13 protein-coding genes and 2 pseudogenes are annotated in these 18,072 nt (G+C 70.8%); 10 read left to right on the forward strand and 5 right to left on the reverse strand.

Features of this window, described 5'->3' with window-relative positions; genetic code table 11:
• On the reverse strand, positions 1-304 hold a 304-nt coding region (locus I5G_RS24745), incomplete at its 3' end, for a helix-turn-helix domain-containing protein (RefSeq protein ID WP_306305788.1).
• A 66-nt stretch (positions 305-370) separates the two neighbouring features.
• Between I5G_RS24745 and I5G_RS12030 the strand changes: the two genes are divergently transcribed.
• From I5G_RS12030 to I5G_RS22200, 9 genes and pseudogenes are all read left to right on the forward strand, one after another.
• Positions 371-1,393 carry an aldo/keto reductase gene (locus I5G_RS12030; RefSeq protein ID WP_022879275.1) on the forward strand — a complete coding sequence of 341 codons (1,023 nt, stop codon included), beginning with the start codon at positions 371-373 and terminating at the stop codon, positions 1,391-1,393.
• A gap of 96 nt (positions 1,394-1,489) precedes the next feature.
• Entirely contained in the window at positions 1,490-2,353 is an 864-nt protein-coding gene (locus tag I5G_RS12035; RefSeq protein WP_022879276.1) for an Fpg/Nei family DNA glycosylase, read from the forward strand.
• 280 nt (positions 2,354-2,633) lie between these two features.
• On the forward strand, positions 2,634-3,665 hold the full coding sequence (gene ribD / locus I5G_RS12040) for a bifunctional diaminohydroxyphosphoribosylaminopyrimidine deaminase/5-amino-6-(5-phosphoribosylamino)uracil reductase RibD (RefSeq protein ID WP_026095880.1): 1,032 nt from the start codon (positions 2,634-2,636) through the stop codon (positions 3,663-3,665).
• The gene (locus tag I5G_RS12045) at positions 3,665-4,321 is read left to right on the forward strand and encodes a riboflavin synthase (RefSeq protein ID WP_022879278.1); all 657 of its coding nucleotides are present in this window, start codon (positions 3,665-3,667) and stop codon (positions 4,319-4,321) included. Before ribD ends, I5G_RS12045 begins: the two co-directional genes overlap by 1 nt.
• Positions 4,318-5,586: a bifunctional 3,4-dihydroxy-2-butanone-4-phosphate synthase/GTP cyclohydrolase II gene (locus I5G_RS12050; protein ID WP_022879279.1), complete on the forward strand. Its 1,269-nt coding sequence runs from the start codon at positions 4,318-4,320 to the stop codon at positions 5,584-5,586. Before I5G_RS12045 ends, I5G_RS12050 begins: the two co-directional genes overlap by 4 nt.
• Positions 5,586-6,059: a 6,7-dimethyl-8-ribityllumazine synthase gene (gene ribH, locus I5G_RS12055; RefSeq protein ID WP_022879280.1), complete on the forward strand. Its 474-nt coding sequence runs from the start codon at positions 5,586-5,588 to the stop codon at positions 6,057-6,059. Before I5G_RS12050 ends, ribH begins: the two co-directional genes overlap by 1 nt.
• Positions 6,060-6,143: 84 nt before the next feature.
• Positions 6,144-6,497 carry a hypothetical protein gene (locus I5G_RS12060; protein ID WP_022879281.1) on the forward strand — a complete coding sequence of 118 codons (354 nt, stop codon included), beginning with the start codon at positions 6,144-6,146 and terminating at the stop codon, positions 6,495-6,497.
• 179 nt (positions 6,498-6,676) lie between these two features.
• A complete protein-coding gene (locus tag I5G_RS12065; RefSeq protein WP_022879282.1) occupies positions 6,677-8,131 on the forward strand; it encodes an MFS transporter in 1,455 nt (484 codons plus the stop codon).
• A 239-nt stretch (positions 8,132-8,370) separates the two neighbouring features.
• A pseudogene (locus I5G_RS22200) lies at positions 8,371-10,250 on the forward strand (ABC transporter ATP-binding protein).
• Between the two features lie 353 nt (positions 10,251-10,603).
• Here the strand turns inward: I5G_RS22200 and I5G_RS12075 are convergent.
• Complete coding sequence (locus I5G_RS12075) at positions 10,604-12,496, reverse strand: phosphoenolpyruvate carboxykinase (GTP) (RefSeq protein WP_022879283.1); 1,893 nt, start codon at positions 12,494-12,496, stop codon at positions 10,604-10,606.
• 117 nt (positions 12,497-12,613) lie between these two features.
• Between I5G_RS12075 and I5G_RS12080 the strand changes: the two genes are divergently transcribed.
• Positions 12,614-14,062 (forward strand): XRE family transcriptional regulator, encoded by a 1,449-nt coding sequence (locus tag I5G_RS12080; RefSeq protein WP_022879284.1) that lies wholly within the window; start codon positions 12,614-12,616, stop codon positions 14,060-14,062.
• A gap of 116 nt (positions 14,063-14,178) precedes the next feature.
• Here the strand turns inward: I5G_RS12080 and I5G_RS12085 are convergent, their stop codons facing one another.
• The 3 genes and pseudogenes from I5G_RS12085 to I5G_RS25370 form a co-directional block, all read right to left on the reverse strand.
• Entirely contained in the window at positions 14,179-15,651 is a 1,473-nt protein-coding gene (locus tag I5G_RS12085; RefSeq protein WP_022879285.1) for an NAD-dependent succinate-semialdehyde dehydrogenase, read from the reverse strand.
• A 253-nt stretch (positions 15,652-15,904) separates the two neighbouring features.
• Positions 15,905-17,740, reverse strand: coding sequence for an FAD-dependent monooxygenase (locus tag I5G_RS12090; RefSeq protein WP_022879286.1), 1,836 nt, complete (start codon positions 17,738-17,740; stop codon positions 15,905-15,907).
• A gap of 67 nt (positions 17,741-17,807) precedes the next feature.
• Positions 17,808-18,072 (reverse strand): annotated as a pseudogene (locus I5G_RS25370) (FAD binding domain-containing protein); the annotation flags it as partial.

Raw genomic sequence — 18,072 nt, forward strand, 5'->3', positions numbered from 1 at the left:
GACTCCCAGAGCGCCGAGAGCGCCGCGGAGCCCGCGACGACGGTGTCCTCCGCCGTCGCCGTCCGTGTCGTCGGCACCGTCGGGTGGTGAACACCGCAGCGACGAGAGCCGCGCGATTCGGGAAGTGCCGGTACAACGTCCCGACTCCGACTCCGGCTTCGGCGGCGATCTCGCGCGCCGGCGCATCGACGCCCGCGCGTGCGAAGACGGTCCGCGCGGCGTCGAGCAGAGCGGCGAGGTTCTGGCGCGCATCTGCGCGCGCGGCACGAGCCGGTGTCGGCGTCATGATCGTCTCCCCTTGCATAAGCGGAACATTGTTCCGTATAGTTCAATGCGGAACACCGTTCCGCTCTAGCTTAGAGGAGACGCTATGCAGTACCGAAACCTGGGCCGCACGGGAATCAAGGTCACGCCGTTCGCACTGGGCGCGATGATGCTCGGTTCGTTCGGAAACCCCGACCGCGAGGAGGGCATCCGCATCGTCCGGCGCGCTCTCGACGCCGGGATCAATTTCGTCGACACCGCCGACCGCTACGGCGACTCCGAGGAGGTCGTCGGCGAGGCGATCCAGGGACGCCGTGACGAGGTCGTCCTCGCGACGAAGTTCTTCAGCCCCGTGGACGACGACATCAACCACCGCGGCGCCTCCCGGAGGTGGATCGTGCAGGCCGTGGAGCGGTCCTTGCGGAATCTGCGCACCGACTGGATCGACCTGTACCAGTTGCACCGCCCCGACCCCGACACCGACATCGACGAGACGTTGTCGGCGCTCACCGATCTCGTCCGCCAGGGCAAGGTGCGCGCGATCGGCACCTCGTCGATGCGCGGTTCGGAAATCGTCGAGGCGCAGTGGACCGCCGACCGTCGCGGATTCGAGCGCTTCCGCACGGAACAGCCCAACTACTCGATCCTCGACCGCGAGATCGAACGGGAGATCCTGCCCGTGCTCCAGCGCTACGGAATGGGCTCGCTGGTCTACAGCCCGCTGGCGGGCGGCGCCCTGAGCGGCAGGTACCGTGCGGGGCAGGAGAACGCCAACTTCCGCGCCTCGACGGGGATGCGGCACTTCCGCGACGAGCGGCGACTCGCCGTCATCGAGCAGCTGGTGGAACTGGCTCAGGATGCCGGGATGCCCCTGACGCATCTCGCGATGGCGTTCGCGATCAGCCACCCGGGGGTCACCGCGGCCATCGCCGGCCCTCGGACCATGGAACAGCTCGAGGACACCCTGGCGGGCGTCGACGTCGTGCTCGGCGACGACGTCCTCGACCGGATCGACGAGATCGTCCCGCCGGGCGAGTCCATCGGCGCGATGGACATGGTCTACCGCGGCCCCGAGGTCTTGGACCCGTCCCTGCGACGGCGGCCCCCGAAGAATCGATCCGCCGCGTGACACGCCGGGGTCATCGGGCATCGCCCCGGTGAACCCGCCGATCGGCGCCATGCCACCCCCTCCCCGCTATCGGGACGGGATGCCATGATGTCTGGCATGCCCGAGATGCCCGAGGTGGAAGGACTCGTCGAGTTCCTGCGCGGTCGCGTGACGGGGCTGACCTTCACGAAGGCGAGCGTGTCCGCGATCAGCGCGCTGAAGACCTACGATCCGCCGATCGACGCGCTCGTCGGTACGGCCGTGAGCGGGGTCGAGCGGCACGGCAAGTTCCTCGACGTCGCCACCGACGGTGGCATCCATCTCGTGTTCCACCTCGCGAAGGCGGGCTGGCTGCGCTGGTACGACGCGCTGCCCGCGACGATCATCAAGCCCGGCAAGACGCCGATCGCGCTGCGCGTGGGGTTCGACGACGGCTCGGGGTTCGACCTGACCGAGGCCGGGACCAAGAAGTCGCTCGCCGTCTACGCCGTGCGCGACCCCGTCGACGTGCCGGGCATCGCGCGGCTCGGCCCCGACCCGCTCGACGACGCCCTCGATCGCGACGCGTTCGCCGCTCTGCTCGCCGGGCGACGTACCCAGATCAAGGGCGTCCTGCGCGACCAGTCGATCATCGCCGGAGTCGGCAACGCGTACTCCGACGAGATCCTGCACGCGGCGAAGATGTCGCCGTACGCGTTGGCCGCCAACCTCACGGATGCCGAGATCGACACGCTGTACGCCGCGATGATCAGCACCCTGACCGAGGCGATCGACACCGCGCGCGGCAAGCCCCCGGCCGACCTGAAGGATGCCAAGCGGCGGGGCATGCGCGTGCACGGCCGACGCGGCGAGGCGTGCCCGGTGTGCGGCGACGAGGTGCGCAGCGTCTTCTTCGCCGACAACTCGCTGGAGTACTGCCCGACGTGCCAGACGGGCGGCAAGATCCTCGCCGACCGGCGCCTGTCGCGCCTGCTCAAGTAGCACGGTTTCGTCCCGAGTCGGCGGGAATGAATCCGTGTCGGCGGTGTTGATTAGACTTCGACCAAGCAATACGTGCTCCGGGGTCGGTGTGAATCCGAACCGGCGGTGACAGTCCGCGAACCCCTCCGCTCCGGCGGTGGGGCCGATCCGGTGGAATTCCGGAACCGACGGTGATGAGGTGAGCGATCTCCTCTAGTCCGGATAGGAGGCAGCACGGTCGGCGCGCCGCGCCGTGCCACCCTGCGCTCCTGCCCCGTTCACGACGGGAAGGACAGGGAAGATGGCATCCGCCGCCGAAACAGACGCCATGCGCCGCGCGCTGCGTCTCGCGCGGAACGGTCCCCGCGGTCTCAACCCGCAGGTCGGCGCCGTGATCCTCTCCCCCGCAGGCGAGGTGCTCGCCGAGGGCTACCACCGCGGTGCGGGCACCGCCCACGCCGAGGTCGACGCGCTCTCGAAGCTCGCGCCCGGCGAAGCCCGCGGTGCGACGGCCGTCGTCACGCTCGAACCGTGCAACCACACCGGACGCACCGGTCCCTGCGCGGTCGCGCTCCTCGAGGCCGGGGTGTCCCGGGTTGTGTACGCCCTCGACGATCCGACGGATGCCGCGGCGGGCGGCGCCGAGCGGCTGCGCTCCGGCGGTGTCGACGTCGAGGCGGGCCTCGAGCGGGACGCTGCGGCCGAACTCGTGCGCGACTGGGTGCACCTGCAGCGCACCGGCCGTCCCCGCGTGACCGTGAAGTGGGCGCAGAGCCTCGACGGGCGCGCCGCCGCGGACGACGGGTCGAGCCAGTGGATCACCGGCGCCGCCGCGCGCCGCGACGTGCACGACCGCCGCGCCACCGCGGACGCGATCCTCGCCGGCACCGGCACGGTGCTCGCCGACGACCCGGCGCTGACCGCGCGCGACGCGGACGGCGCCCTGCTCCCGCAGCAACCCGTCCCCGTGATCGTGGGCGAGTCCGAGGTCCCCGCGGGGGCCGCGGTCCACCGCCACCCGCGCGAGGCGCTCTTCTTCCCCACGCACGAGCTCGGCGCGGTCCTCGACGACCTCGGCGGCCGTGGCATCCAGACCGTCTTCGTCGAGGGCGGTCCCACCCTCGAGAGTGCGCTGCTGTGCGAAGGGCTGGCCGACGAGGTGCTCGTGTACCTCGCCCCCGTGCTCCTCGGCGGCTCGCGGCTCGCGCTCGGCGACCTCGGCGTGCCCGACATCGCCGCCGCACGGCGGCTCGAGGTGGCATCCATCGACATCCTCGGCGACGACATCCGCGTCGTCGCCCGTCCCGTCCACGACACCCAGGGAGATTCCTGATGTTCACCGGAATCGTCGAAGAAATCGGCGAGATCACCGCGGTCGAGCCCGCCGGAGACGGCGTGCGCGTGACCGTGAAGGCCCCGCTCTCGGTGTCGGATGCCGGCCACGGCGACTCGATCTCGGTCAGCGGGGTGTGCCTCACCGTCGTCGACCAGGGCCCCGACTGGTTCACCGCCGACGTGATGAAGCAGACGCTCGACATGTCGACGCTCGCGGGTGTCGGCGCGGGCCGCCCCGTCAACCTCGAGCGCGCGACCGCCGCGCACGGTCGCCTCGGCGGCCACATCGTGCAGGGCCACATCGACGGCACGGGCGTCGTCCGCGAGGTGCGACCGGGCGCCCAGTGGAGTGTCATCCGCATCGGCATCCCTCCGCACCTGGCTCCGCTCGTGGTCGACAAGGGGTCGATCGCGATCGACGGCGTCTCGTTGACCGTGAGCTCCGTGAGCGACGCGGCCGACCCCGAGCCGTGGCTCGAGGTGTCGCTGATTCCCGAGACCCTCGAGGCCACGACCCTGGGTCGCGCCGAAGCAGGCACGCCCGTGAACCTCGAGACCGACATCCTGGCCCGGCACGTGCAGCGCCTGCTGGCCTTCCGCAGCACCGAGAACCCCGCGGCTCCGGCCGCATCGACCGAGAGGGGCTCCGCATGAGCCTGTCCACCATCCCCGAGGCCCTCGAGGCCCTCCGCGCCGGACGACCGATCCTCGTCGCGGACGACGAGAACCGCGAGAACGAGGGCGACGTCGTCATCTCCGCGCAGCTCGCGACGCCCGAATGGCTCGCGTGGACCGTGCGCTGGTCCAGCGGCTACGTCTGCGCCCCGATGCCGGCCGACTGGGCCGACCGCCTCGACCTCCCCCCGATGGTCGAGGTCAACCAGGACGCCCGCGGCACCGCCTACACGGTGAGCGTCGACGCGGCGTCCGGGGTCACCACGGGGATCAGCGCCGCCGATCGCGCCCACACGCTCAACGTCCTCGCCGACCCGGAGTCGGTGCCGTCGAGCCTCATCCGCCCCGGTCATGTGCTGCCCCTGCGCGCGGTCGACGGCGGCGTCCGCGAGCGCGCGGGTCACACCGAAGCGGCCGTCGACTTCATGCGCCTCGCCGGCCTCGAGCCGGTCGGGGCGATCGCCGAGGTCGTCGCGGAGGACGGCAGCATGATGCGTCTTCCGGGGCTCCTGGAGCTCGGCGAGCGCGACGGCGTCCCGGTCGTGACGATCGAGCAGCTCATCGCGTACCTCAACGAGACCGAGCCGGTCGAGACCGCGCCCGTCCCGCGCCGCCGCGTGAGCCTGCGTGCCGAGGCCAACGTCCCGACGTCGCACGGCACGTTCCGCTTCCTCGCGTACAAGGACCGCGTCACCGGCACCGACCACCTCGCGGTGGTCTCGGGCGAGATCACCGACGAGGCTCCCCTCGTACGCGTGCACTCGGAGTGCCTGACCGGTGAGGCGTTCGGTTCGCTCAAGTGCGAGTGCGGCCCGCAGCTGGATGCCGCGCTCGACACGATCGACCGCGAGGGCGGCATCGTCATCTACATGCGCGGTCACGAGGGACGCGGCATCGGCCTCATCAACAAGCTGCGCGCCTACAGCCTGCAGGAGCGGGGTCTGGACACCGTGGATGCCAACCTCGCCCTGGGCCTTCCCGCGGACGCGCGCGACTACGCCGCCGCCGCCGGCATCCTCACCGACCTCGGTGTCGAGCAGGTGCGACTGCTGACGAACAACACCGACAAGGTGGCGCAGCTGCGCAGCTTCGGACTCGACGTCGTCGAGCAGGTCCCCCTGCTCGTGGGCGTCGGCCCCAACAACCACCAGTACCTCGAGACGAAGCGTGACCGCATGGGCCACATCATCGCCGAGGACGATCTGCGCGACGCGCTCGCGCACATGAAGGAAGGACTCGTCTGATGGCGGGAAGCGGAGCACCCGAGACCGGCGGAATCGACGCGACGGGACTGAATGTCGTCGTCGTCGCGGGCACGTGGCACGAGGTCATCACCGACGGACTGATCGCGGGAGCGAAGCGAGTCCTGGATGCCACGGGCGCGACGTATCGCGTCGTGCGCGTTCCGGGCTCGTTCGAGCTGCCGGTCGCCGCGGTGGCGGCGTTCGAGGGCGGGGCGGACGCGGTCGTCGCGCTGGGCGTCATCATCCGTGGCGGCACGCCGCACTTCGAGTACGTCTCGTCGGCGGCCACCGACGGCCTCACCCGCGTCGCGATCGACGCCGGGAAGCCCGTCGGGTTCGGTGTGCTGACCCTCGACGACGAGCAGCAGGGTCTGGACCGCGCCGGGCTCGAGGGCTCGAAGGAGGACAAGGGCGCCGAGGCGGCCGACGCCGCCCTCCGCACCGCTCTGGTACTGCGCGACCTCCGCGGCTGACCGCGACTCGGCACGGCGCGTCTCCCCTGACGGTGAGGCGCGCCTTGCTGGCGCGGGGGCCGTGGCCTCCCTAAGGTGACGGGCATGGAGATCCTGCGTCACGTCGTCGTCGTCATCCACCTGGTCGGGTTCGCGGTGCTGTTCGGCGCGTGGGTCGTGGAGGCCGTCGCCCGCCGGGTCCAGGTCACGCGGCTGATGAGCTACGGGCTGCTGATCTCGCTCGTCGCCGGCCTCATTCTGGCCGCCCCGTGGGGCATCGAGTACGAGCTCAACTACGCCAAGCTCGGTGTGAAGCTCGTCGTCCTCATCGTCATCGGGGCGCTGCTCGGCATCGGTTCGGCGCGGCAGAAGCGCACGGGATCCGTTCCGCCGGTGCTGTTCTGGCTCGTCGGCCCGCTGACGCTGCTGAACGCGGCGATCGCCGTCATCTGGCGCTGACTCCGCAGACCGCCGGGGCCCTCTCGGCGAGCGCATAGACTGGAGGGTCTGGACCCACACCCGGGTCCCTCCCGGTGCCCCCCGCCGCGCGCCCGGACACGCACACCTGCCGCGTCCGCTCCACGCCACCGCTGCGCCCTCACGACGGACGCGATCGCTCGATCTCTCGTCAGGCCCCCATGACCACTTCGTCCACCCCTGCAACCCGCTCCTCGTCGGCTCCCGCCAATCCCCGCTCGCGTGTCATCACCGCGAGCCTCATCGGCACGACGATCGAGTTCTACGACTTCTACGCCTACGCGACGGCCGCGGTCCTCGTCTTCCCGGTGCTCTTCTTCCCCACCGGCAACGAGACGACGTCGCTCCTCCTCTCCTTCAGCGTCTTCGGCGCCGCCATGGTCGCGCGCCCCCTCGGCGCGATCGTCTTCGGCCACTTCGGCGACCGATTCGGTCGCAAGGCCACACTCGTGGCATCCCTCCTCACGATGGGTGTCGCGACCTTCCTGATCGGATGCCTCCCGACCGTCAACGAGATCGGCGTGTGGGCGGCCGTCCTGCTGCTGATCATGCGACTCGCGCAGGGCTTCGCCCTCGGCGGCGAGTGGTCGGGCGCGGCGCTCGTCGCGACCGAGAACGCCCCGAAGGGCAAGCGCGCCTGGTACGGCACGTTCCCGCAGCTGGGTGCGCCGATCGGCTTCATCATCGCCAACGGCATCTTCCTCATCATCAACTTCGCACTTCCGCACCCCGACGGCACCGCGCAGCGGTCCGCCGAGTTCCTCGCGTGGGGCTGGCGCGTGCCGTTCCTGTTCTCGGCCGTGATGGTGATCGTCGGCCTGTGGGTGCGTCTCCGCCTCGTCGAGAGCGAGTCGTTCGCGAAGGCCGAGAAGAGCGGCGTGATCCGCAAGTTCCCGCTCGGCGAGGTCATCCGCCGCAACTGGGTGCAGCTGATCCTCGGCACGTTCATCATGCTGGCGACGTACGTGCTCTTCTACCTCATGACGAGCTTCACGCTGTCGTACGGCACCAAGCCGACGGCCGCGGGTGCCGCCGCCGCGGCGGAGAAGGCGGGGACGCCGTTCGACGCCGCTGCGTACGTGCCCGGCCTCGGCTTCGGCTACACGGACTTCGTCATCATGCAGATCGTCGGCGTCGTGTTCTTCGGCATCTTCACGCTGCTGTCGGGCCCGCTCGCCGACCGCATCGGGCGCAAGCGCCTGCTCCTCGGCGTCACGGTCGCGATCATCCTGTTCGGCCTGACGTTCGCGTTCTTCCTTCTGCCGCAGGCGGATGCCGGTCTCACCCGCGTGTACGTACAGGCGTTCCTCATCATCGGGTTCCTGTTGATGGGTACGACGTTCGGCCCGATGGGCGCGGTCCTGCCCGAGCTGTTCCCGACGAACACCCGCTACACCGGCTCGGCGATCTCCTACAACGTCTCGTCGATCCTCGGTGCCGCGCTCGCGCCGATCGTCGCGGTGGCCCTGTGGGCGGCGGGCGGCGGCAACCCGTGGCTCGTCGGCCTGTACCTCTCGGTGATGGGCGTCCTGACGCTCATCGCCGTCGCGCTCTCCCCCGAGACGAAGGACGTCGCGTACGACGACAACCTCGCTGCCGGAGCGATCGCGCCGTAACCGGTTCTGAGCAGAGCATCGGATGCCACGGGGCCTCGGCCTCGTGGCATCCGTCGTTCTTCTGCCGACGGGGTGTGCCGGACTCCGGAGATTTCGCGCGCTGCGGTCGATCTGCCGCGCCGAATGCCGAGTTGCGGGTCGAATCTCCGGAGTTCGGTACACCGGCGAACGGACTCGACCGGCGGTGTCGGCGGGGCGAGGTACGGTCGGAGGGATCACGTTCCTACCCCGAGGTGAGCATGTCTCTGTCCGCTCCCGCCCGTGGCCGCCGCGGCCGCCGCGCCCCCGTGGGCCCGCGCGCGTCCTTCCGCCAACTGCTGCCGTTCCTCGCCGAGCACACGCGCACCCTGATCGTCGTCGGGGTGCTGAGCATCCTCGGCGCCGGGGCCACCCTGGTCCAACCGCTGCTCGTAGGACAGGTCATCTCCCGCGTGCAGCAGTCCGCGCCGCTCGGCGCGCTCGTGTGGCTGCTGGTCGGGTTCGTCGTGCTGTCGTCGCTCATCTCGGGCTACCAGCACTATCTGCTCCAGCGCACCGGCACCGCGGTGGTGTACTCCAGCCGGCGCCGACTCATCGCGCGGATCCTCCACCTGCCGATCAGCGAATTCGACGCCCGTCGAACCGGCGACCTGGTCTCGCGCGTCGGCACCGACACGACCCTCCTCTACGCCGTCCTCACGCAGGGGCTCGCGGATGCCGTCGGCAACGCACTCATCCTCGTCGGCGCGATCATCGCGATGGCGTTCATCGACCCGCTGCTCCTCGGGCTCATCGTGCTCGTGCTCGGCGCCTCGATCGCGACCGTGGGCATCCTCAGCACGCGGATCCGGGCCGCGTCGGCGGCGCAGCAGGAGAAGGTCGGGGAGCTGGCATCCGGGGTCGAACGCGCGGTCGGGTCGATCCGCACGATCCGGGCCGCGGGCGCGACCGACCGCGAGGTCGCGAACGTGACCGCCGCGGCGACCGAGGCGTACGGGCGGGCGTGCGCATCGCGCGCGTGTCCGCGATGATCGTGCCGGTCGCGGGGATCGCGCTGCAGGTGTCGCTGCTGGTGGTGCTCGGCGTCGGCGGGTTCCGCGTGGCATCCGGAGCCATCGACGTCGCGTCGCTCGTGACGTTCGTGATCTTTCTGTTCCTGCTCGTGCAGCCGCTGGCCTCGGCGATCGGCGCGATCACGTCGGTGAACCAGGCGCTCGGCGCGCTCGGCCGCATCCAGGAGGTGCTCGACCTCCCGCTCGAAGAGGACGGCGACCGGCCGGGCACCGCGCAGCCCGGAGCGGATGCCGCGGCGATCGAGTTCCGCGACGTGCGGTTCCGCTACCCCGACCACGTCGTGAAGGCGCGTGAGGCCGCGGCGCAGGAGGCGCGATCCGTGCTCGCGCAGGCGCACCTGGATCGCGCCGCGGAGGAGGCCACGGCCGAAGCGGCTGACGAGGAGCGCGAAGTGCTGCGCGGGGTGTCGTTCGCCGTCCCGCGGGGTTCGCGCGTCGCGCTCGTCGGCCCCTCCGGCGCGGGCAAGAGCACGGTGCTGTCGCTCGTGGAGCGGTTCTACGACCCGACGGCGGGGGCGATCCTCGTCGACGGCGTCGACGCCCGCGAACTCCCCCGCGAAGCGCTGCGCGCCCGTTTCGGCTACGTCGAGCAGGACGCCCCGACCCTGGCCGGCACGATCGCCGACAACCTGCGGCTCGCGTCGCCCGAGGCCTCCGACGCCGAGTGCGAGCGCGTGCTGCGCGCCGTCAACCTCGGCGATGTGCTCGAGCGCAGCCCGCTCGGGGTGGACGCCCCGGTGGGCGAGGACGGCGTGATGCTCTCCGGCGGCGAACGTCAGCGCCTCGCGATCGCGCGGGCGCTGCTGGCCGCTCCCCCGGTGCTCCTGCTCGACGAGTCGACGTCGTCGCTCGACGGCGTGAACGAGCAGCGCATGCGCGAGGCGATCGACGCCGTCGCCACCGGCCGGACGCTGCTGGTCATCGCGCACCGCCTCTCCACGGTCGTGGACAGCGACCTCATCGTGGTCCTCGAGCACGGACGCGTCGTCGGCCAGGGCACGCACAGCGAGCTCGTGGCATCCGTCCCCCTCTACCGCGAGCTCGCGAAGCACCAGCTGCTGGTGTGAGGCCGCGCGGGCGCTGCGCCTGCGCGGCGGGCGCGCCGCGCGAAGCCCGTGCGCCGGGCCGGCGGCCCCGCCGCGGCGCCGAGACTGCATCCGCGTGGCATCTCGGTTGCAGCCTGCCGCTGTTTCGTCAGGCGCGTGCAGTCTCGCGGAACCGCGCGACCGGGGCCACCGCGACCGCCGCGACCACCGCGCCCGCCCGGACACGAAGGACGACGCCCCTCCCGCGCGCCAAGAGCAGGGAGGGGCGTCGAGTTCGCGTCCGCCCCGCGTCGCGAGACGGCGGGCGAGGCGGGCGGGTCGGTGTGCTAGCCGCGCTGCAGGCGGTAGCGGAGCGAGGCGGGCGGGTCGGTGTGCTAGCCGCGCTGCAGGCGGTAGCGGAGCGAGGCCAGCTCGGCGCGGAGGGCCGCCGGGAGGTGGCTGCCGAAGGTGTCGAAGAACTCCTCGGTGAGGTCGGCCTCGGCCAGCCACGACTCGGCGTCGATCGCGAAGAGCTCCTCGAGATCGGCGGCCGGCAGGTCGAGACCCGACAGCTCGAGGTCCTCGACCCGGGGCAGACGGCCGATGGGGCTGTCCACGGCGCCCACCTGGCCGTCGACACGGCGGATGATCCAGTCGATCACGCGCGCGTTGTCACCGAACCCGGGCCACAGGAACCGGCCGTCGTCGCCCTTGCGGAACCAGTTGACCTGGAAGATGCGGGGTGCGCGGTCGAAGCGCAGCTTCTCGCCGACCTTGAGCCAGTGGCCGAAGTAGTCGCCCATGTTGTAGCCGCAGAACGGCAGCATCGCGAACGGGTCGCGGCGCAGCTCGCCGACGGTGCCCTCCTGCGCGGCGGTCTTCTCGCTCGACACCGTCGAGCCGAGGAAGACGCCGTGCGACCAGTCCGTGGCCTCGAGCACGAGGGGGACGTTCGTGGCGCGACGGCCGCCGAACAGGATGACGTCGAGCGGGACGCCCTCCGGGGTCTCCCAGTCCGGCGCGATCTGCGGGCACTGCGCGGCGGCGACGGTGAAACGCGAGTTGGGGTGCGCGGCGGGGCGGCCGGACGCCGGGGTCCAGTCCTTACCCTCCCAGTCGATGAGCTGCGGCGGAGCCTCGTCGGTCAGCCCCTCCCACCACACGTCGCCGTCCGGACGCAGCGCGACGTTCGTGAAGATCGTGTTGCCCCACAGCGTCTCGACCGCGGTGACGTTCGTGGACTCGCCCGTGCCGGGCGCGACGCCGAAGAAGCCGGCCTCGGGGTTGATGGCCCACAGGCGCCCGTCCTCACCGGGGCGGATCCACGTGATGTCGTCGCCGAGCGTCTCGACGCGCCAGCCCGGGATGGTCGGCCGCAGCATCGCGAGGTTCGTCTTGCCGCACGCCGACGGGAACGCCGCCGCCACGTGGTACGCCTTGCCCTGCGGGTCGATGACGCGGATGAGGAGCATGTGCTCCGCGAGCCAGCCCTCGTCGCGACCGATCACCGAGGCGATGCGCAGCGCGAAGCACTTCTTCGCCAGGATCGCGTTGCCGCCGTAGCCCGAGCCGAACGACCACACCTCGAGCGTGTCGGGGAAGTGCACGATGTACTTCTCGTCGTTGCACGGCCACGCGACGTCCGCCTCGCCGGGCGCGAGGGGCGCACCGACGGAGTGCACGGTCTTGACCCACGGCGCGCCCGCGGCGATCCGCTCGAGCACCGTGGTTCCGACGCGGGTCATGATGCCGATGGATGCCACGGCGTACGCGCTGTCCGTGATCTGCACGCCGATGTGGCTCAGGGGACCGCCGACCGTTCCCATCGAGAAGGGCACGACGTACATGGTGCGTCCGCGCATCGAGCCCTCGAAGACGCCGTCCAGCGTCTCGCGGATCTCGGCCGGTGCGATCCAGTTGTTGGTGGGTCCGGCATCCTCTTCGCTCTCCGAGGCGATGTAGGTGCGCGACTCGAGTCGGGCGACGTCGCTCGGGTGCGAGCGGGCCAGGTAGGAGCCGGGCCGCCACTCGGGGTTGAGCTTGATGAGCTTGCCCTCGTCGACCATCTCGCGCAGCAGCGCGTCGTTCTCGGCCGCCGAGCCGTCGACCCAGTGGATGTGGTCGGGCTGGGTGAGCGCGGCGACCTGGTCGACCCACGCCGTGAGGGCGGCGAGCCCGGGACCCTCGACGGAAGGACGGATGCCATGCCCCGGGCGGGCGGAGCGAGTGGAGGCCGGTGCGGCGGGCCGGGCGGAGGGGCGTCCGGCGAAGATGTCGGCGAGTGCCATGTCGATCTCCTCGATTGAGAGCGAATTCGGTGGTCTTCCTCCACTGTGCGACTGCGAGACGCGACTTTCGAGGAATTTCCGGCGCAAGAAATCCCGATCTTTCGCTATCGTCAAGGAATGGCCTCGTCGCTCGAACTCACCACGCTGGGACACCGCATCCGCCACCACCGCCTGGCGCGCGGATACACGCTCGACGAGCTCGGGGCCCTCGTCGGGGTCGCCGGCAGCCAGCTCAGCCTCATCGAGAACGGCAAGCGCGAACCGAAGCTGTCGCTCCTGCAGGAGATCGCCCGCGCCACCGAGACCGAGGTCACCGAGCTGCTGTCCACGGAGCCGCCGAACCGCCGCGCGGCGCTCGAGATCGAACTCGAGCGGGCCCAATCCAGCCCGTTCTTCCGACAGCTCGGCATCCCTCCGATCCGGGTCACCAAGGGCACGAGCGACGAGACGATCGAGGCGGTGCTGGGCCTGCATCGCGAGCTGCAGCGCCGCGAGCGCGAGACGATCGCGAGCCCCGAGGAAGCGCGGCGCGCCAACACCGAACTCCGTCTGCGCATGCGCGCGCTCGACAATCACCTCCCCGACATCGAGAAGCTCGCCGAGAAGCAGCTCCGCGCCGCCGGGCACACCTCGGGCGCCCTGACCCACCGGACGGTGAGCGTCATGGCGGAGCAGCTGGGGTTCGAGCTGATCTACGTCGCCGACCTGCCCCACTCGGCACGGTCCGTGACCGACCTCGAGAACGGACGCATCTACCTGCCCCCGGCATCCATCCCCGGCGGACACGGCCTGCGCTCGATGGCACTGCAAGCGATGGCGCACCGTCTGCTCGGCCACCGCCCGCCCACCGACTACGCCGACTTCCTGCAGCAGCGGCTGGAGATCAACTACTACGCCGCGTGCTGCCTGATGCCCGAGACGAACTCCGTCGCGTTCCTCGCGCAGGCGAAGAAGGACCGCAACCTCGCGGTGGAGGACTTCCGCGACGCCTTCGGCGTGACGCACGAGGCCGCCGCGATGCGCATGACGAACCTCATGACGACGCATCTCGGCATCCGTCAGCACTTCCTGCGGGTCGACGGCGACGGGGCGATCTCACGCGTCTACGAGAACGACGGGCTCCCGCTGCCGACGGATGTCACGGGGTCGGTCGAGGGGCAGATCGTGTGCAAGAAGTTCTCGGCACGTGCCGCGTTCGCCGAGCACAACCGCACCACAGAGCACTACCAGTACACCGACACCCCCGCCGGGACGTTCTGGTGCTCGACCCAGACGGGCACGACCTCGGACGGCGACTTCTCCATCACCGTCGGTGTGCCGTTCGACGATGCCCGATGGTTCCGCGGCCGCGAGACGACGACCCGCGGCATCTCGCGCTGCCCCGACGAGTCGTGCTGCCGCCGCCCCGACTCCGAGGCCGCGCAGCGCTGGCAGGGCAAGGCGTGGCCGAGCGCCCGCGTGCACCGGCACATGTTCTCGCCGCTCCCCCGCGGCATGTTCCCCGGCGTCGACGACGCCGAGGTCTTCGCGTTCCTCGACCGGCACGCCTCCCCGTCCGACGCGTAGGCCGCGGGAGAGGTCAAGAACTGTCGCCTCTGCGAGTCCGAAGCGACACATATTGACCCCTCACGCAGGGTGAGCGGTGGCAGAACAGAACGGCGGATGCCACGGCATCCGGGGCGTCAGGCGTAGGGGTTCGCCGTGAGCGTGTACTTCGTCTGCAGGTACTCGTGGATGCCCTCGTCGCCGCCCTCGCGGCCGAGGCCGGACTGCTTCCAGCCGCCGAACGGGGCCGCAGCGTTGGAGACGACGCCGACGTTCAGGCCCATCATCCCCGTCTCGAGGCGCTCGATCATGCGCTGACCGCGCGCGAGCGACTCGGTGAAGACGTAGGACACGAGGCCGTACTCGGTGTCGTTGGCGATGCGCACGGCGTCGTCCTCGGTGTCGAAGGGGACGATCGCGAGCACCGGTCCGAAGATCTCCTCGCGGAGGATCTCGCTGCCGGGCTGCACGTCCGCCACGACGGTCGGCTCGAAGAACGTTCCGGGTCCGTCGACGGGCGAACCGCCGGTCGTGACCGTGGCGCCGCGCTCGACGGCATCCCCGACGAGGGTCTTCGCTTTGTCCACCGCGCGGTCGTCGATCAGGGGTCCGATCTGCACGCCCTCCTCGGTGCCGCGCCCGATCTTCATGCCCTGCACGCGCTCGGTGACGCGACGCGTGAACTCCTCGACGACCGAGCGCTGCACGATGAAGCGGTTGGCCGCGGTGCACGCCTGGCCGATGTTGCGGAACTTCGCCAGCATCGCGCCGTCCACCGCCTTGTCGAGGTCGGCGTCGTCGAACACGACGAACGGGGCGTTGCCGCCGAGTTCCATGGAGGTGCGGAGCACACCCGGGGCGGCCTGCTGCAGCAGCTTCACGCCGACCGGCGTGGAACCGGTGAACGACAGCTTCCGCAGGCGCGGGTCGGAGATGATGCGCTCCGACACGGGTCCGGTGTTCGTGGTCGTGACGACGTTGACGACGCCCGCCGGGACGCCGGCGTCCTGCAGGATCTGCGCGAAGAACAGCGTCGTGAGCGGCGTGAGCGTCGCGGGCTTGATCACGACGGTGCAGCCGGCGGCGAGCGCAGGCGCGATCTTGCGGGTCGCCATCGCGAGGGGGAAGTTCCACGGGGTGATGAGGTAGCAGGGCCCGACCGGGTGCTGCGTCACGATCATGCGACCGGTGCCCTCGGGGTTCGCGCCGTAGCGGCCCTGGGTGTGGGCGGTGACCTCGCTGAACCAGCGCAGGAACTCGCCGCCGTAGCCGACCTCGCCGCGCGCCTCGGCGAGGGGCTTGCCCATCTCGAGGGTCATCAGCAGCGCGACGTCCTCCTTGCGCTCCTGCAGTAGGTCGAACGCGCGACGCAGGATCTCGGCCCGCTCGCGCGCGGGAGTCGCCGCCCAGGACGGGAACGCATCCGCCGCGGCATCCATCGCCGCCACACCGTCGGCCACCGAGGCGTCGGCGATCTCGCGGATGACCTCGCCGGTCGCGGGGTCGCTGACCTGCACGGTCTTCCCGCCCTCTGCAGCGCGCCACTCGCCGTTGATCAGCAAGCCGGTGGGCACGGATGCCAGCAGTTCGCTCTCGCGCGAATCGGTCATGGGTCCTCCTGGGTCGGTGCGGGTCTCCCCGCTCATTCTGGTCAGCGCGCCGGTGCGCGCCGATATACGTTGCGTATAAGTGGGCGTTCCCCGTCGCCGCAGCGTCCAGGGCCGTGGCATCCGCTCCACCGCCGCCTTCGCATAAACGCCCCCTCTCGGCAGAAACGCCGTGTCAGGGCGTTTCTGCCGAGCAGGAGCGTTTATGCCGCGAGCGGTCCCGACCACGGATGCCGACTCGCCGCCGGGGCGACCGTCACGCCGTGACCGGGGAGCGCATCGCGCCGGCGAGGAAGCGCTCCAACGCCTCGGGCTGCGACAGCGGCAGCACCTGCGCGACGTACTGGTCGGGGCGGACGAGCACCACCGCACCGTCGGCACCGACGCCGCGCTCGGCGAAGATGTCGGCGCTCGTCCACGCCGAGGGCGCCGCGGCGAACACCTTCTCGTGATCGGTGAGCCCGAGCGGGCCCGAGCGCGGCCGGAACAGGGCCGGGACGTCGGTGACGTCCTCCCACCGTCCGGGGTACACGACCTTGGCGTCGAACACCGCGTCGAGATCGGCTCCGGCGGGAGTGAAGCGCTCGACGATCCCGCGCGCGGCCTCGGCCCACGCGCGGAGCGCCGAGCCATCGGCATCCGCGAAGGCGTAGATGCGCCACCGACCGTCGGCCTTCGCGTGGTGACCGAGGTGCACGGCGTTGCCGTCGCACACGCGAACGACCTCCACGCTGTGGAATCGCTTGCCGATCGGGAACCCGGATGCCAGCTCCTGCGCCGCGTCCGCAGCGACGATCCGGGACGGACCGTACTGCGTCATGAACCCGGAGGGGAACTCGGCGGTGGCGAGGTAGTACGTCGACAGCTCGTCGGGGTCGGTGATCTCGCCGGGCTTGCGCGCCATGAGGGAGGACCACTCGCGGTCGAAGTCGATCAGCTGCTGGGCGACCGGACGCCGTTCGTCGTCGTACGTCCGCAACAGCTCCGCGGGAGCGAGGCCCGTGAGCACATGTCCGAGCTTCCAGCCGAGGTTGAAGCCGTCCTGCATCGAGACGTTCATGCCCTGCCCGGCCTTGGCGCTGTGCGTGTGGCACGCGTCGCCGGTGAGGAAGACGCGGGGGTTCTCCAGGTCGTCGACGAACCGGTCGGTCACGCGGTGGCCCACCTCGTACACGCTGTGCCAGGCGACCTGCCGGACGTCGATCGAGTACGGGTGCAGGATCTCGTTCGCGCGGTGGATGATCTCCTCGATCGGCGTCTGCCGGACGCGGTGGTCGTCGTCGGCGGCGACCTCGCCGAGGTCGATGTACATGCGACTGAGGTACCCGCCCTCGCGCGGGATGTGCAGGATGTTGCCGGCGGCGGCGGTGATCGCGCATTTGATGCGCCAATCGGGGAAGTCCGTCTCGACCAGCACGTCCATCACGCCCCACGCGTGTCGCGCAGCGGCGCCGACGTGGGTGCGCCCGATCGCCTGTCGCACACCACTGCGGGCCCCGTCGCAGCCGACGACGTATCTCGCGCGGATCGTGCGCTCTCCCTCCGCCGTCCGCACGCGCACCTCGACATCGTCGTCGCCGACCGTGAGCCCCAGGAACTCCACGCCGTAGTCCGGCACGATGCGCGCCGGTCCGTGCGCGGCCGCCTCGGCGAAGTAGTCCAGTACCCGCGCCTGGTTGACGATGAGGTGCGGGAACTCACTGATCTTGAGCGCGTAGTCCTCGGTGCGCGTCGTGCGGATGATGCGATCCGGCGCGGCGGGGTCGGGCGCCCAGAAGTTCATCCAGCCGATGTTGTAGGCCTCGGCGGTGATGCGGTCGGCGAAGCCGAAGGCCTGGAACGTCTCGACGCTGCGGGGCTGGATGCCATCGGCCTGGCCGAGCACGAGACGTCCGTCGCGCTTCTCGATGAGGCGTGTCGTGACCTGCGGGAACTGCGACATCTGGGCGGCGAGGAGCATGCCGGCGGGTCCGGACCCGACGATGAGCACGTCCACCTCGTCGGGCAGCTCGGTCGGCCGGTCGATGCCCACGCCCGCGGCGGGCTGGATGCGCGGGTCACCGGAGACGTAGCCGTGGTGGTGGAACTGCATGGTTCTCCTGACGTCGATGTCGGGGTCACCGCGACGGAGCGGTGCTTGCGGATCTCAGGGGTGTGTTCTATATTCGAACACACCGTTCTTCTATCGAACGAGAGGCTAGCCCGCCCATGCCCGCACGGCAAGATGCGTCGCCCGCATCGCAGACGTTGAGCCGTGGCATCCGGTTGCTCGAAGAGCTCGCCGACGCGCGCGCTACCGCTTCCGCGACGAGCGGATGACGCGAGCGGACCGTCATGTCACCGGCGAGGTCGCTGTTGCGCACGCTCGCGCCGATCCGCACTCCTCCGTCGGCGTCGACCGAGATGCCGCCGAAGTCGAGGCGG

It is taken from the genome of Microbacterium sp. B19 (assembly GCF_000333395.1).
GTDB lineage: Bacteria > Actinomycetota > Actinomycetes > Actinomycetales > Microbacteriaceae > Microbacterium.

Bases quoted from the DNA above. Each gene is read 5' to 3' on its own strand.
- ribD (WP_026095880.1), top strand. From the start codon at position 2,634: ATGGCATCCGCCGCCGAAACAGACGCCATGCGCCGCGCGCTGCGTCTC.
- I5G_RS12065 (WP_022879282.1), top strand. From the start codon at position 6,677: ATGACCACTTCGTCCACCCCTGCAACCCGCTCCTCGTCGGCTCCCGCC.
- ribH (WP_022879280.1), top strand. From the start codon at position 5,586: ATGGCGGGAAGCGGAGCACCCGAGACCGGCGGAATCGACGCGACGGGA.
- I5G_RS12050 (WP_022879279.1), top strand. From the start codon at position 4,318: ATGAGCCTGTCCACCATCCCCGAGGCCCTCGAGGCCCTCCGCGCCGGA.
- I5G_RS12060 (WP_022879281.1), top strand. From the start codon at position 6,144: ATGGAGATCCTGCGTCACGTCGTCGTCGTCATCCACCTGGTCGGGTTC.
- I5G_RS12030 (WP_022879275.1), top strand. From the start codon at position 371: ATGCAGTACCGAAACCTGGGCCGCACGGGAATCAAGGTCACGCCGTTC.
- I5G_RS12075 (WP_022879283.1), bottom strand. From the start codon at position 12,496: ATGGCACTCGCCGACATCTTCGCCGGACGCCCCTCCGCCCGGCCCGCC.
- I5G_RS12035 (WP_022879276.1), top strand. From the start codon at position 1,490: ATGCCCGAGATGCCCGAGGTGGAAGGACTCGTCGAGTTCCTGCGCGGT.
- I5G_RS12045 (WP_022879278.1), top strand. From the start codon at position 3,665: ATGTTCACCGGAATCGTCGAAGAAATCGGCGAGATCACCGCGGTCGAG.
- I5G_RS12090 (WP_022879286.1), bottom strand. From the start codon at position 17,740: ATGCAGTTCCACCACCACGGCTACGTCTCCGGTGACCCGCGCATCCAG.
- I5G_RS12085 (WP_022879285.1), bottom strand. From the start codon at position 15,651: ATGACCGATTCGCGCGAGAGCGAACTGCTGGCATCCGTGCCCACCGGC.
- I5G_RS12080 (WP_022879284.1), top strand. From the start codon at position 12,614: ATGGCCTCGTCGCTCGAACTCACCACGCTGGGACACCGCATCCGCCAC.